The following is a 15,350-nucleotide window of genomic DNA, read 5'->3' on the forward strand; positions in this document are numbered from 1 at the left end:
CCTAACGCCTTAGTAAACTGTCCAAAGAACGGGTTTTGCAAAGTAATAACCCTGCTGATGAATAACATCTAAATTATTTAATGCCACCGATTCAGCCTCATTTTCAACCTTCTCTGCAATCACTTTAATATTTAAACTGCGGGCAATATTGAGCAGGCTACTCACAAATAATTGGTTGTCTTTGTTAGTGTGAATACTTTCAGTAAGACGCCCAGATAATTTTACGTATGCAGGCTGAATGGCCCGCAGCCCAGACAAAGACGCAAAGTTGTCGCCAAAGTGCTCGACGGTAATACGACAGCCCAACTGCGTTACCCGCTTACAAAACGAAATGGCTTCCTCGTTGTAATGAATAAGGGCTGCATCTTGAATTTCGAAAATAATGCGGTGGCACAGAGTTTCATGTTCAGATAACTGCTGTATTAACCACTCTCGAAATTCGGTATTGGCTATCGACGCATTTGAAATATTAATGGCAACTTGATGTGACGTCACTTTGAGCTTTTTAAAAACAATACTGACTACCAGCTTATCAACCTGAGGGATAAGGTCGAGGCGCTCAGAAGCGGGAATAAGCTGTGACATAGGAATTATATCGTTAGTCTGTTTGTCTTTGAATCGAGCAAATGTTTCGTAGTACGACGGGGTATTGCGCTCTAAATTCATAACAGGTTGAATCAATATGTCGGCATACTGCTGAGAAACCACATACTCAAGGCGCTGACGCCATTGCGCATTACTGTGAACTTGCGCAATATCTGACGCAAACTGCCAGCCCTGAGGTCTCTTCGTTGCAGCCATAAGTGCACTGTCTGCACTCTCCATTATTTCTTTCATCGACATGCTGTTAGTAAAACGGGCAACACCAATCCACGCGGCTTTGTTGCCGTCACGAAGGGGATTTAGGGTGGTGAAGCTTTTACTTATCAACGCTAGATTCTCTTCGTGCACGTCTTTGGGTTGCACTTCACTTATAATGGCAAAGTCGCCACCTGAAATTCTAAAAACAAAGGCGCCTTTAAAATTATCCTGGCCTGCTTTTTTTAACACATCAGCCACACCACACACATAATTGTCTCCGGCCAACATGCCAAGCTTATGATTGATAGTGGTAAGCTGAGCCAAGCGCACCAGCGTTAACGCATGTTCTTTTGGGCCTGAAATACCACCGATTATAGCCTTCATATGCCTGTCGAAGGCGTTTCTGTTAGCAATTTTAGTAAGAGTGTCTTTACTGGCCACAGTTTTAAACTGTTCAGCTTGGCGCGTGAGTTCCTCAAACTTGCTCTCTAAGGCAAGGGACAGGTTATTGGTCGCACTGACGAGATAGCGAAAATCAGAAGTGCCTGAGTTGATTGAAGACGGTGTGAAATCGTTGTTTTGTATTTCATTGAGCTTTTTAGTGACTTTACTCAACGGGCGAGTGGCAAGTTTTGCTACAACGATAACTGTTATCATGGATAACAGGTAAATTATCGTACACAAGGCAGTCATTTTAAGAAGCTGTTGCCACAGAGAATGGTAGTAAGTTCGAGGGCTACTTGTTACTTTAACAACAGTAGATGTTGAATCAATAGATGCTTGCGACTGTGCTGTAGGAAGCTTGACAACATCGGATAATACGCGGTTTGATGATGACTCATTTGCGCTTTCTTTTTTAACCAGTTCGGTGCCGTTAACGTCTTCTATACTCACAGTGGCAAGCATATCGTTGGATAATGCGGTAGTTAAAATAGAGGACACTAGTTGGTCTTGTGATAGCTGTTCTCCACTGAGTTCTGCAAACTGCTGTGGTAGCAATGCCGACAATTGAGTGGCAAGCTGTGTTGCAGACTTTTGTGTTAGCGCTGTGGCAGACCTCTCAGCCTGAACTTCAGTTTGATATACTTCGATAACTCCTGCACCAAGGCCCGAAAACAATATGATAAAGAAAAGGCCCAAATTAATTTGAGTAGATAATTTCATTTTATTTTGTGCACTCCCTATTGCTTACCGGTTCCGTTACGTGTGTTGGTTGGGCATTAAACCAATGCTCAGCATTTCGTAGCTCGAGTCGTTCAGCTCTATTAGTCGTTAAATGTTTACTTTTTACAGCTTCTATAAACTGCTTATCCCTTTGATAACATTAATATGATATCAGCAAGAAGCCCTATCAGGTAGTTTATTTATTGCTCAGGTGTGAAACGCAAAATGCGTGTTGTCACTTCTTATTGTCGAGCGGTATATACGCCTTTTAAATTCAGTCGTTTTTCAACTCTGGATGTTTTTTTGCTTTGTTTCCATTTCCCTTACCACCTGCATTCCTATCCGCATCTACACCCGCATCAATATTCTCTTTTTGTTGCTGCTCATCTGGTTGCCTATCACTAGAAGTTGCTTCTGCGCTAGAAAATGAATCGGCATGATCTCTGGGCGGCGGTGTCCAGCCTTTCATTTTTGAATGGGTGTCGTGAAGGCCGGTATTCAGGGCTTCACCTATCAATGATTCGAGTTCAACAAAAAGCTTAAGGTAATTATTGTCAATGCGTTCACCGCTTGCATCATCAAGCCATGCATTGTAGAGCACGTCATTTTGCTGATCTTCAATATCTTTATAGGCCATTTTTTGTCGTTCAACCTGAAATGGATGAGAATGGAGAGAGCGAAGTGCATGAGCCCCCATTTCAAGCGCTGAATGGTAAGTTTCAGATACCACATAGTGTGCACCTAGTTGACGCAGTCGATAGCCGTGTCCGCGGTCGAAAGCTCGGGCGAGAATTCTCATGTTCGGGTAAGCATGTTTTGCATATTTCACCATCTCTGCTGCGGTTTCTCTATTATCGATAGCAATAATAAGCAACGAGGCTTCTTCTGCCCCCGCAGTGTGCAAAATATCTGGTTTTGACGCATCGCCAAAATACGCCTTAGTGCCTATTTTGCGAATAAGTTCTACCTGCTCGGCGCGTATATCTAATACTACGGTGTGAACATCATTTGCTACGAGCAGTCGATTGATGATTTGCCCGAAACGACCAATGCCTGCAATGATCACTGTGCCTTTATCGTCAATGGTGTCCTCTTTACTTTGCAAACCGCTTCGCTGGTAACGGGGGAGAATAACCTTATCGAAGAAAATGAATAACCCCGGCGTTAAGAACATGGAAAGGGCTACCACTAGAGATAAAATAGCAATAATATCTTGGGGTAATACGTAGTTTTGAGATGCAAAACTAAGGAGCACAAAACCAAACTCACCGGCTTGAGCTAGGCTAAGTGTTAGCAGCCATTTGCTGCTGCCTTTAAAAGTAAATACAAGCGAGATGGCAAACAGTACTGCTGCTTTTAAAACAATCACCGATAAGGTTAATGCAATAATTAATACGGTATTTGATGCTAACACTGAAAAATTAATGCCAGCGCCTACCGTAATAAAAAACAAACCAAGAAGCAGCCCTTTGAATGGCTCGATATTGGCCTCTAACTCGTGGCGAAACTCGCTATTAGCCAGCACGACACCGGCCAAAAAGGCGCCTAATGCTGGTGATAATCCCACCAATCCCATCAACGCGGCAATGCCAATTACAAGCATTAATGCAGTTGCGGTAAATATCTCCCGCAAACCTGATGAGGAAACGAACTTAAATAACGGACGGCTAAGATAATGCCCCCCCACGGTTACAAAAGCCACCGAGCCAATAATAACTAAGCCATAGGCCCATGGCGCTAATTCACTTACAATACTAAGACTGTCTGAGTGCGCGGCATCGCCTGAAGCGTTAGCCGCACTAGCAGCTAACTCCGGCATTGCTAGTAAAGGGATAAGCGCCAGCATGGGGATGACAGCAATATCCTGAAATAGCAATACAGAAAAGGCGCCTTTACCGCCTTCGGTTTTTTGTAACCCCTTTTCTTGAAACGTTTGCAAGACAATGGCGGTGGATGACAGGGCAAAAATGAGACCTATGGTAAGGGATATACTAAAAGGTTGCTCAAGCAGCATAGCAATAATGGTAATAAGTGCCGTGGTTATTCCTAACTGAAGCCCACCAAGTCCGATAAGCCGAGACTTCATTGCCCAAAGAGATTTAGGTTCAAGCTCTAACCCCACGAGAAATAACATCATTACCACACCAAATTCGGCGAAGTGCTGAATGGTGGTAGTTTCATCGCCTACTAGCCCTAGTGTGGGCCCGATAACCAGCCCTGCTATCAAATACCCTAACACACTGCCTAAACCTAAACGCTTTGCAATGGGCACAGCAATGACGGCAGCCGCTAAATAAATAAAAATATAAAGAAAATAAGCAGTCATCTATTCTTCAGCCCTGTTAATGGTTAAATCAGCAAGGTTTTCTATGTGCTTTGCTCGCTCTAAATCAATTTGCTCTGTGGCAAGTGCATTTAACAGTGTTTTCCACTTTTCTCTGTGCGTCGATATTCTGTCCTCTCGAGATGCAGAACGAGAGCCAAAAAGCGCAAAAGGCGCTAAATAGGTCATATTGGTAATGCTCGCCATTTGTTCGAGAGGTTGTAGCAGCTGACGTATAGTAAAATGATTAAATCCATCGGTTTGATACGCCTCTTCCTTTCCGCCGGCGCTGATGGCACAAAAAAAGAGTTTATCTTTTAATGCAGTACCACCCTTACCATAGGCAAACCCGTACTCAAGCACCAAGTCTTGATACTCCTTTAAGATAGATGGTGTGGAATACCAGTACAGGGGGTACTGAAAAACAATAACATCATGATTGACCAGTCGCTCCTGCTCTTTAATCACGTTGATATTAAAGTCGGGATATTCGGCATAAACATCAACAGCCGTTACGTTTGGTAACTGCTGCGCGTCTTCAAATAAAAAAATGTTAACTTCAGATTGCTGGGGTACAGGATGAGCAAACAGCACAAGAATACGTTTAGTGTTATTCGCTATGGTTGATGTGGGATAACTATTGTTTTTCATTTACTCATTCCTATGTTCCACTTAACCTAACACTTAAAACAGGCTACTTAAACGGTCTAATGTAGCAGGCTTGCGTAAGCAAGCTATTTGATTTGTCGACATGGATAATCCTAAAGACCTAAATTCAGGTAGAGCAACGTTTAAACTACAAGTTATCAATAAAAATTAACAAGCTAAAAAATGCGGTTACTCAGGAATGGTGTTTCTCTCATTTTAGGTAGCGAATAAACCACTTAATTTAATTGCGATGCGGCCCACAAATTTCCTAATTTAGACTAAAGTTGAATTAGGGTGAAAGTTTACCTTTTTTTTCTTTCAAGGGCTTTATTTGCGGCGCTATTTTTTTACAAAGCTATCTTTACATAGCAAACTTATGAGTAGCTAATTTCAAAAAAGCCAATTTCAACAAGCTGGCACCAGGGGGCAAGGAATGCATTTTTTTATAGTGAGGGAAGCACATGAACGATAAAACCTTTGAATTTTGTGCTGTGGGGTTGGCTCATGTGAGTCCGCATGGAACCTTCATTAAAGTAAACCAGAAACTGTGTGATTTTTTAGGTTACGAGCGACATATACTCAAAAATATGACGTTTCAGGAGTTAACGGTTGCCGAATATCTCTACACTGACTTATCCAACCTTGAGCAACTGCTTGCCGGAAAAATTGATAGTTATGCCATGGAGAAACAATACCTTCGAAAAGACGGCGTGGCGGTATGGGGAAAGTTAACGGTCTCCTTAGTGAGAGATGCAAACGATAATCCTGATTTTTTTATCTCAGTCGTTGAAGACATCGATGAGAAAAAGCGAATAGAGGGGGAGTTATTTCAGGTTGAGGCGCTGTTTAGTAAAATTGTTAATGAATTTTCCTCTCGCACGTTTATTTGGGTTGCCAGCCCAGATTTCAAAAAAATGCATTATTTAAACGATGGTTACCAGAACATTTTTGGGCGCAGTGAATATGAGCTGTATGCCAAGCCATTAGCATTTATTGACCACGTGCATGAAGATGATAAATCCAATGTTCGTGAAGTATTTAACCAGCGTCCTCTGAAAAGTTGGGAGCTTCAATACCGTATTTATGATGTGAGCGGCCAAATTCGTTATCTACATGATAGAGGCAGCCTCATTTATGACGGGAAAGAGCAACAAACTCTCATTTTGGGAACAGCAGACGATATCACCAAAGAGAAAGAGCAGCAGCAGGCACTGGAGCAAGCGGTTAATGAACTCGCTTATCTGTCTAAGACAGACTCGTTAACCGGCCTTATTAATCGCCGAGAAATATTTGAGCAACTTTCTAAAGAAGTTGAGCGTATGAAAAGAGACCGCCACGTTTCCACCTTGGTGTACATTGATTTAAACGAGTTTAAACAAATAAACGATAATTACGGCCACAAAGTGGGTGACAAAGCGCTACAAGTCTTTTCTGAGAAAATGCAGGCTATGTTACGAGGTACGGACAGAATGGGTCGTATTGGCGGTGATGAGTTTGTTGTGCTTCTTTACGGCACTAAAGCAAGGGAAGTAGAGCGCTTTTTTGCTCGAATTGATGAACTTGCGTTTGTAGTACTAACGGAAGACACTATTCCTATTCCCATTCATTACACCGTAGGCTGGAAAGAATGGAGCGACGAGTTATCGTCGGTACAGGAATGGCTTGATGCTGCGGATCACGCAATGTATACCATAAAGAAAAAGCCCCACGGTAATGAGTTTGTGCGAAGAAATAAAGAGTCTTAAATGCGCCAGAGCAAGGTTATGTCTTTACTACGTGAACACGGTTCTTATTAGCTACGTTTGCAGTAAAGAAACGCCAGGCTTTGCCTGGCACTTCATTATGCGTCTAGACGAGTTACTCAATCGCTAGCGCTCTGCAAACCAGCGCGCAATGTCCTGACGCTCTTTTTCAGTCATGCCTGTTTTATTCATAAAAGGCATATCTTTTGTTACCGAGGTTCGTCTTACTATTTGCGGTGCATAGCGCTCTATATCTTGCCATGTATCTAGTATGACCCCCACAGGCGCGACCTTAAAAATATCATCGGTTGGGTTACGCGAATGACAGCTAACGCAGTGCTTATTAATTAGGCCCTGTACGTGCTCGTTACTTATCGCTGCGGTTGCTGTAGGTAACGAGTCACTGCCTGTATTTGAAGCGGCTTTATGCGAAACAGCCCCGTCTGTATTGATAGACGCTGTTTGCTGTGATCCAGCAGAGCTTTTTGCAGGGTTCACGGCTGCAGCTTGAGGCCATGAAACCCACAGGGTTATGGCCAGCATAGCGATAGTGCCGGTAACGAGTATGCTCGGGTTGGTTTGCCCTTTATGACGTAAATTGAAGAAGTGTCTTATCCACGCTGCCGCAATCATAATAGCAATAAGCACTAGGTAGTTGTGCTGATGTTGATAGGTCATGGGGTAGTGGTTAGAAATCATGATAAACAGCAAGGGGAGTGTGAAGTAGTTATTGTGCAATGAACGTAGCTTTGCACTTGCGCCCCACTGTGGGTCGATGTCTTTTTTTGCTGCGACAGCCGCTACCATTTTACGCTGGTTGGGCATGATATTAAGAAATACATTACCAGCCATAATGGTACCAATAAGCGCACCCACGTGAATGTATGCGCCTCGTCCGCTAAACCACTGGGTAGCGAAAAAGGTAACAACACAAATGAGTGTAACTAGACAAACGCCAAAGGCAACGGGGTAGTGTGCAAGCCGGCTTCGACAGGCAAGTTCATATAGCGCTAAGCCCCCAAAGATAAGCCCTAAACCTAGGCCGATGGCCACACTCGGTGAAATGGCATTTACCCGAGGGTCGATAAGGTAAGCTGACGCGCCAAAGTAATACACAATAATCAATAGGGCAAAGCCAGAAAGCCAGGTTGTATAGGCCTCCCATTTAAACCAATGCAGGGTAGTAGGCATTTGCTCAGGGCCATAGGCATACTTAGCCACTTCGTAAAAACCGCCTCCGTGTATTGCCCATAAGTCTCCTTTTATGCCTTTATCCACTTTCCATTGGGCAGGGGCGCGAAGGTTATTATCCAGCCAGATAAAATAGAAAGACGCACCAATCCACGCTACACCAGCGATAACGTGAAACCATCGAACAAATAAACTAAGCCAGTCAAGCCAAGGCATGTTGATTCTCCTTTTTATTGTAACAACATTGGCCGCTGATCCAGGTTTGCTCAATCATGCGGTCATCGCCAAGAATACTGAGAGCGAAAAACACATCTTCAAAAGTGGCGTTTTCACTAATACGCAATGCGGTAAGTTCGTCATACCGTGGTTCAACAATAATAAAATCTGCCGTAGTGTTGGGGTTTAAATTTCCAATCTCGTCATCCAAACGGTGCGCAGCCGCAGCGCCCTGAGTCATTAGGTAAAAGCCTTCGAAGGGGCTCATTGGGGCATTGCGAAGTTGACTCACTTTGTAGGCATCACCATAGGTTTTAAACATATTAAATGTGGTGCCTGCGCCCACATCGGTGGCTAAGGCAACATGCACATTATTCGCTTTTGCCTGCTCCATGTTAAAAAGGCCACTGCCTAAAAATAGGTTTGAGGTAGGGCAAAACGCCAATGTGGCATTTGCTTCGCCCAATCTTTCCCATTCTTGCTGATTAAGGTGAATACCGTGCCCAAAAACCGAACGCTCTCTCACAAGGTGATGTTTGTCGTAAACATCCAAATAGCCATCGGCATGTGGAAAAAGGGAATTTACCCATGCAATTTCATCGCGGTTTTCTGAAAGATGAGTTTGTATAAACACGTCTTTATATTGCGCTGCCAATTCGCCAAGCGCCGCTAACTGAGCATCACTACTTGTTGGTGCAAACCGCGGCGTGAGCGCATATTTATTGCGTCCATTATTGTGCCACTGGTCAATTAAGTCGGCACTTTCACGCTGTGCTAGTTCAGGGGTATCTTGCAGCTGTGCAGGGCAGTTGCGATCCATGCACACTTTGCCCGCCACAATCGCCATGTTGATGTCGCTGGCTGCGCTAAATAACGCCTGGCAACTCGACCCGTGCACGGTGGTAAAAACAAACCCAGTGGTTGTGCCGTTTTTAAGAAGCTGATTGATAAATACCTTAGCTATATTTTTTGCGTGTTCTTCATCGGCAAAGGCCATTTCCGCTGGGAATGTGTAGTTTTCTAGCCAGCTTAAAAGCTGTTCGCCATAGTTGGCAATGCTCTGTGTTTGCGGATAATGCAGGTGACTGTCTATTAACCCGGGTAATATCCATTTGCCGGAATAATCACTGATAGCGGCATCGGGGTACTTTTGAACGACAGTGGCGTAGTCACCGATATCTCGAATTATGCTATCTTCTATTACTAGCGCACCGTCGGTGAATATCTCGATATTTTCTTTATATGAGTGTTCATAACAGCGCTTATCGGCACTCTTGTTGTCAGGCTTACTATTTGGGTAATGCGCAATACTTGCGCGAAGTAACTGCTTTCTTTTTGGCACTACAGTATTTGACGCTGTCGCTTTTAAAGGTGACTTTTTTAAAGAGCCAGCTTCTGAAATTAAAGAATGTAACGGCATTAAATCTAGCTGCCCCTGTAACTGCTGAAACCAAACGGTGATATGAGAAGGGGCACGTGGTAGTGCCCACCTTGCTCTTCAATCTCAAACGTAATATCGATATGAGGGTAAAAACTGTTGCCGTGATTCTCCTTGAGAAACGGCTGACAGTGAAATCGCAACGTATAGATCCCAGGCGCAAAACCTGAGGCGCCATTCTCTGCCCAGCCATTAAAGCGGCCATCGTCATTAGTTACTCCCTCAGCCTTATCACCATTTGGATAAGTAAGGGTTAATGGTATGCCCTTGGCGGGTTTTCCCAATGTGGTATCGAGTACATGACTTGATAGTGTATTCATAGTTAATCCTGTTTAGCTCAGCGCTTTGTGTAGTCGAAGAAGGGTGATCTTTAATTGTTCATCGGCGGCAATGCTAATCTCTTCGTCTGTGCTGTTGGGAAGTCGTTTCTTGAGCGCATTCAACATAGTGTCGGCCGCTAGCCCGGTAGCGCAAATGATGAAAATAAAGCCGTGTTTATTGAGGTACGCAATATTCTCATTTTTTAATTCATGAAGAGTTTCTTCAGAGGCTGTGTGCGCACCAGATTGTTCACCTGCGGCTATGGCTTTTGTATTTTCAAACTTCTTACGAAGCGACTCTATATTGCCAATCATGGGATGCGCTTTGAATGCGGCTAATACATCGTCTCTATCACAAGCAGCCCAGGCTTTTTTTGCCTGACTTTCCACAGCATTGATATCTGCATACGGACGAGCATCTACCATGCTATTAACCCATGTAGTAGAGGCACAGCATTGCTCAAACCACTCAGCTGCTTTTCCATCTTCTAGACTATTTAGCTCATCGAATGTCATTAGTTTCCCTTTCTTCGCTGGCTTTACTTTCTGCCCTGGCTGTTGCAGTGGCTGTTGTACCGGCACTTGTATTGGTTCTTATGTTAGCGGTTGTCCTGATAGTGGTGAGCGTAGATGCACTATCAGCTGTTTGAGTACTGTCTTTGTCCGATTGGCAGTGTAACAGTGCAATCAGTTGGGCGCTTATAGACACTGCCACCTCAATAGGCCGTTTTCCCGGAATGGATGGGTTGCCAATGGGAGTATGAAGCCGCGCCAAAGCTGCATCGTCAAAGCCACGATGGCACAGCTTAGTGATAAATCGTTTGGCTTTGGTTTGTGATCCAATAAGGCCAACAAACGGAAGCGACGGATATTTAAGGGCTTGCTCCGTGATTCTATAATCTAATTGGTGGTCATGGGTAAGGATAACCAGCCATGTACCGGGGGCTAATTGGGCAACCTCAGTTTCAGGCTCTTGCTCAACAACAATGTTCACATTGCCTGGCAAACCGCTAGAATTAAGCGCTGAAGTATTAGTATTGTCCGTTCCAGAGTGAATCGTTCCAGTGTTGCTAAATAGTGATTCACGGCTGTCTATCCACGTAATGTTAACAGGTAGCTGCGAAAGTATAGGCACCAGCGCTTTCGCAACGTGACCCGCGCCAAATACGGCGATGTGCTGCTGGTAGCGATTACACACATCAAATAGCACTTTTACCGCGCCCCCGCAGCATTGCCCCAATTTACTGCTTAGTGGGTAGCTGCGCAGCTCAGTGAGAGGTTGATTACTTAACAGAAACTCTCGCGCCGTTGCGATGGCGTGGTGCTCTAAGTGCCCACCGCCAATAGTATCGATGCTCTCAGAGGCGGTAACGACCATTTTGCTGCCAGTCTCCCTTGGCGCTGAGCCTGCAACGCTCACAACGGTAACCAATACGTACGACACATTATGCTGTTGGCATTGGGCTATCCCTTCATGCCACGTTTTTGCCCGCCAAGTAAGATTCTGCATCAGGCCTCCGGCGCTTTGTTTAATTCAGCGACTAACTCTGTGGGTGACGTTACAACGTGCTCTTGTATTTTAGTAATTGCATTGAGCACTCTTTCGGGTGTGGCTGGGGTATCAAGCTGTGGGTCAATAGCGTAATTAGACAGGCTAGCAATGGCGTCTTTAAGTGCACACCACACTGAAATAGCCAGCATAAAGGGGGGTTCGCCAACCGCTTTAGAATGATAAATACTGTCCTCGGCGTTTTCTTTGCCATACAGCTCTACGTTGAACGTCAAAGGCGTATCGCCGATGGCCGGTATCTTATAGGTCGCCATATTTTCGCTAATCAGTTTTCCGCTCTCGTTCCATTTTAAATCTTCTGTGGTCAGCCAGCCCATTCCCTGAATAAACGCGCCTTCTATCTGTCCAATATCGATAGCCGGATTAAGGCTATTTCCCACGTCGTGAATAATATCTACCTGATCTACAGTGTACTCGCCGGTTAAGGTATCAACGGATACCTCGGACATAGAGACGCCGTAGGCAAAATAGAAAAAGGGACGGCCTTCGCCTGTATCTCGGTTGTAGGCCAGTTTTGGCGTTTGATAAAAACCGCTTGTCGATAGCGATACGCGCTCAAAGTAGGCCGCTTGAATAAGGTCGGGGAACGTTATCTTTTCATCGCCTAACACTACATGCCCATTTTCAAAAGTCACCTGTTCTGCAGATGCGTCTTGCCCCAGTTTTTTCGCAAAACATGCAGCTAACCGTTCTTTAAGCGTAATACAGGCGTTTTGAACTGCTTTTCCGTTGAGGTCTGTACCACTTGATGCCGCGGTAGGGGACGTATTTGGCACTTTATCAGTACGCGTAGAGGTGACCTCAATCATAGATAAATCAATACCAAACTCGTTGGCTGCAATTTGGCCAATCTTGGTGTGCAGGCCTTGTCCCATCTCTGTGCCACCGTGATTAACTTGAATGCTGCCATCGGTGTAAATATGCACGAGTGCGCCAGCCTGATTAAGGTGCTTGGCGGTAAATGAAATACCAAATTTCACTGGTGTTAATGCCAGCCCTTTTTTAACGATGGGGCTGTTGCGATTAAACGTGGCGATTTTTTCTCGTCGCTGCCAGTAGTTTGCTTTGCGTTCAAGGGCGTCAATCATTTCAGGAAGCAGGTTGTGCTCTACCTCCATTCCATAAGGTGTTTTAGTACCCGTTGTTTCACCATAGAGGTTTCTTTTTCGCACTAAAAGTGGGTCTAGTCCAGCATGACGAGCAATTTTATCCATCATAGCTTCTGCCATGATCATCCCTTGCGGGCCACCAAAACCGCGATAGGCCGTATGAGAAACCATATTGGTTTGCAGTCGATGACCAATAATATCGCTGTCGCCTAAAAAGTAGCCGTTGTCAGCGTGAAACATGGCTCTATCAACAATCGCATCTGAAAGGTCAGGGGAGTGCCCACAAATGCCGTTGATTTCCATGCGTGTCGCCATAATTTTTCCACTGTCGTCAAACGCTACGTCAAAGGCGTTGCTAAATGGATGGCGCTTACCCGTTACATGCATATCGACAAAACGGGGCAGCCTTAATTTAACCGCTCGCTGATTTCTGTGTGCTAACAGCGCGGCAATACAGGCCCATTGAGCAGCCTGTGTTTCTTTACCGCCGAATCCACCACCCATTCTGCGCATATCTACCATGACATGGTGCAAGCGCACATCAAGCACCTCAGCAACAAGCTTTTGCACTTCACTAGGGTGCTGACTTGAAGTGTAAATATTCATGCGGTTTTCTTCGCAAGGCACGGCAAGACTCACTTGCCCCTCAAGATACATGTGCTCTTGACCGCCTATATCTAACGTACCGCTTACGGTGTTGTCAGCATGCTGAATGATGGTGTTTGGGTTACCCTGACCAAAACGGTGTGAAGGGCGTACAAAAGCACTGTGTTGATGAGCCTCTTGTGCGTTAAGAATAGCCGTTTCGCCGTCTACCGTAACAACGCCTTTAAGGGCGGCTTGGCGGGCTAAAGTGACCGACGTGGCTAACACTGCAAACACAGGCTGCCCATAGAATTTTATTTCGCCATCGGCAAGTAACGGGTCGCCTTTAAAAACGGGCCCTATATCTTTATGGCCTGGCACGTCGTCTATGGTGACTACGTCTATAACCCCTAGGCTTGTGCGAACCGCGCTTAAGTCTATTGCTGTAATTTTACCCCTTGCGCACTGGCTTAGCCCAACCGCGGCGTAGAGGGTACCCTGGGGTTCAGTAATATCATCAACGTAATTTGCAGAGCCTTGCACTTGGCGAATGGCGCTCTCGTGTTTTTGAGATGTGTGAACTCGGCCTGTAGACGGCTGCTCAGGTGTATGCTTCTGAGGAAGCGAATCGATGAGTTTACGCATGGTTCACCACTCGTGTCGCTATTGTTGTGTCTGATTGATTTTCTAGCCAAAACCGATGCCACAAATTAGCCAGCACAGTCTTGCGGTACTCTGCTGTAGCGCGCACATCATCAATAGGCGTAAACGCGTTCATCAATACGGTTTTTCCCAGGTCTACGCATGCTTTATTTGAGAAGTTCTTGCCCACCAGCGCTTCATGCAGTGCGTTACAGCGTGCGGGAGTTGCTGCCACGCCGCCAAACCCCGCATCGACTTGTTTTATAATGCCGTGGTTAATCGTGACATTAAACACAGCACACACCGCTGAAATGTCATCTTCATAACGTTTTGATATTTTGTATGCTGCAAGACGTTGATTTGCGTTCAAGAAGGGAATTTCAATAGCTGAGATCCATTCATCACTGTGCAACGCGGTTTTTTTATAGCCCACAAAAAACTCTGATACAGGTATGACACGTTTTTGTGTTCCGTTATCGACCAAAATGGCTGCGTTAAGCGCTATCAATACTGGCGGCATATCGCCAATGGGTGATGCGTTAGCAACATTACCACCCAAGGTTGCCTGATTTCTGATTGGCAGTGAAGCAAAGCGAGTGATCAATTCCGCCAACTGCGGAAAGTGTGTTAACAGCGCCGGCGTGATGTCCTTGATGGGATTGGCTGCACCAATAATGAGAGAATGCGACGTTGTGGTGCAAGCTTTTAATTCATCCATGTGCGATAAACTTATTAGCGTATCGATACTTTTTAGCTGCTGCGTGAAGGTTAAGCTCAAATCTGTACTGCCAGAAACTAACATAGCCGCGGGGTTGTCTTTTATTGCCTTTGCTAATGACTTGCGGTTTCGCGGCATTAACAAATTACGAGTGCCAGCCACATCGTCTCCCACACTGTCGTTACCTAAACGTTCTCTACTCGCTAGCGCGCGCAATGTGTTTAATGTAGAAGACGTTTTGCGCGTAAACTCATCATCAGCGTGCTGCTCACAGACTGCCAGTGTCGCGTCAATAATAGGGCGATAGCCGGTGCAGCGACATAAATTCCCCGATAGCGCATGTAGTACATCATCTCTATTTGGGCTGCTGTCTGTATGATAAAGCGCAAACATAGACATAATAAAGCCGGGTGTACAAAACCCACATTGTGAACCGTGATGATCAACAAGGGCCTGTTGCACCGGGTGCAGCGTTGCGCCATTGCTTAGATGTTCAACAAAAATAAGCTGTTTAGCATGCACCGCACTCATAAGCGTTATACAACTATTAACGGTTCTGTAATGGAGCGATGAAAAGTCGGCGCTTGGCTCGGCGAGTACAACGGTGCAAGCACCGCAATCGCCGGCGGCGCAGCCTTCTTTAGTACCGGTTTTATGTCGGTACTCACGTATGAATTGAAGCAGCGTAAGATCGGCTCTCACATCATCTATCTCAACGCTTTCTTGGTTAATGAGGAAGCGAATCATACGTACACCTTGTTATTTTCTTCATTGTATTTCCCACTAGCTTCATTTTTCAAAAACGGTGCCTTGTAAAGTACGTTTAGATAAAAAGCGCTTTTTAAAATCTGAACAGCAGAGCCCATCACACCCTGTGTAATAT

General features: G+C 45.1%; 11 protein-coding genes. 1 reads left to right on the top strand and 10 read right to left on the bottom strand.

Translation table 11 applies throughout. The features are described from left to right. Positions 1-9: 9 nt before the first annotated feature. The 3 genes from ACOJR9_RS07700 to ACOJR9_RS07710 all read right to left on the bottom strand — a co-directional run bounded on the left by ACOJR9_RS07700 (position 10) and on the right by ACOJR9_RS07710 (position 4,939). Positions 10-1,965, bottom strand: coding sequence for an EAL domain-containing protein (locus ACOJR9_RS07700; protein ID WP_420935712.1), 1,956 nt, complete (start codon positions 1,963-1,965; stop codon positions 10-12). Positions 1,966-2,239: 274 nt separating this feature from the next. Beyond that, complete coding sequence (locus tag ACOJR9_RS07705) at positions 2,240-4,291, bottom strand: monovalent cation:proton antiporter-2 (CPA2) family protein (RefSeq protein WP_420935713.1); 2,052 nt, start codon at positions 4,289-4,291, stop codon at positions 2,240-2,242. Continuing rightward, complete coding sequence (locus tag ACOJR9_RS07710) at positions 4,292-4,939, bottom strand: NAD(P)H-dependent oxidoreductase (RefSeq protein ID WP_420935714.1); 648 nt, start codon at positions 4,937-4,939, stop codon at positions 4,292-4,294. Positions 4,940-5,397: 458 nt separating this feature from the next. On the opposite strand from ACOJR9_RS07710, the gene ACOJR9_RS07715 reads away from it, so the two are divergent. Further along, positions 5,398-6,681 carry a diguanylate cyclase gene (locus tag ACOJR9_RS07715; protein WP_420935715.1) on the top strand — a complete coding sequence of 428 codons (1,284 nt, stop codon included), beginning with the start codon at positions 5,398-5,400 and terminating at the stop codon, positions 6,679-6,681. 123 nt (positions 6,682-6,804) lie between these two features. On the opposite strand, the gene ACOJR9_RS07720 is transcribed toward ACOJR9_RS07715, so the two are convergent. The 7 genes from ACOJR9_RS07720 to xdhA are packed head-to-tail and all read right to left on the bottom strand — an operon-like array spanning position 6,805 to position 15,214. Beyond that, positions 6,805-8,085, bottom strand: a complete 1,281-nt coding sequence (locus tag ACOJR9_RS07720) for a urate hydroxylase PuuD (RefSeq protein ID WP_420935716.1) — start codon at positions 8,083-8,085, stop codon at positions 6,805-6,807. Next, positions 8,072-9,505, bottom strand: a complete 1,434-nt coding sequence (gene guaD, locus ACOJR9_RS07725; protein ID WP_420935717.1) for a guanine deaminase — start codon at positions 9,503-9,505, stop codon at positions 8,072-8,074. Before guaD ends, ACOJR9_RS07720 begins: the two co-directional genes overlap by 14 nt. 5 nt (positions 9,506-9,510) lie before the next feature. Then, positions 9,511-9,843, bottom strand: coding sequence for a hydroxyisourate hydrolase (gene uraH / locus ACOJR9_RS07730; protein ID WP_420935718.1), 333 nt, complete (start codon positions 9,841-9,843; stop codon positions 9,511-9,513). Between the two features lie 12 nt (positions 9,844-9,855). Beyond that, a complete protein-coding gene (gene uraD / locus ACOJR9_RS07735; RefSeq protein WP_420935719.1) occupies positions 9,856-10,359 on the bottom strand; it encodes a 2-oxo-4-hydroxy-4-carboxy-5-ureidoimidazoline decarboxylase in 504 nt (167 codons plus the stop codon). Continuing rightward, complete coding sequence (xdhC, locus tag ACOJR9_RS07740; RefSeq protein WP_420935720.1) at positions 10,346-11,353, bottom strand: xanthine dehydrogenase accessory protein XdhC; 1,008 nt, start codon at positions 11,351-11,353, stop codon at positions 10,346-10,348. The genes uraD and xdhC overlap by 14 nt, the downstream gene beginning before the upstream one ends. Further along, positions 11,353-13,752 carry a xanthine dehydrogenase molybdopterin binding subunit gene (gene xdhB / locus ACOJR9_RS07745; protein WP_420935721.1) on the bottom strand — a complete coding sequence of 800 codons (2,400 nt, stop codon included), beginning with the start codon at positions 13,750-13,752 and terminating at the stop codon, positions 11,353-11,355. The genes xdhC and xdhB overlap by 1 nt, the downstream gene beginning before the upstream one ends. Then, a complete protein-coding gene (gene xdhA, locus ACOJR9_RS07750; protein WP_420935722.1) occupies positions 13,745-15,214 on the bottom strand; it encodes a xanthine dehydrogenase small subunit in 1,470 nt (489 codons plus the stop codon). The genes xdhB and xdhA overlap by 8 nt, the downstream gene beginning before the upstream one ends. Positions 15,215-15,350 lie beyond the last annotated feature (136 nt).

This window comes from Alteromonas ulvae (assembly GCF_048987005.1).
In the GTDB taxonomy this organism is placed as follows: domain Bacteria; phylum Pseudomonadota; class Gammaproteobacteria; order Enterobacterales; family Alteromonadaceae; genus Alteromonas.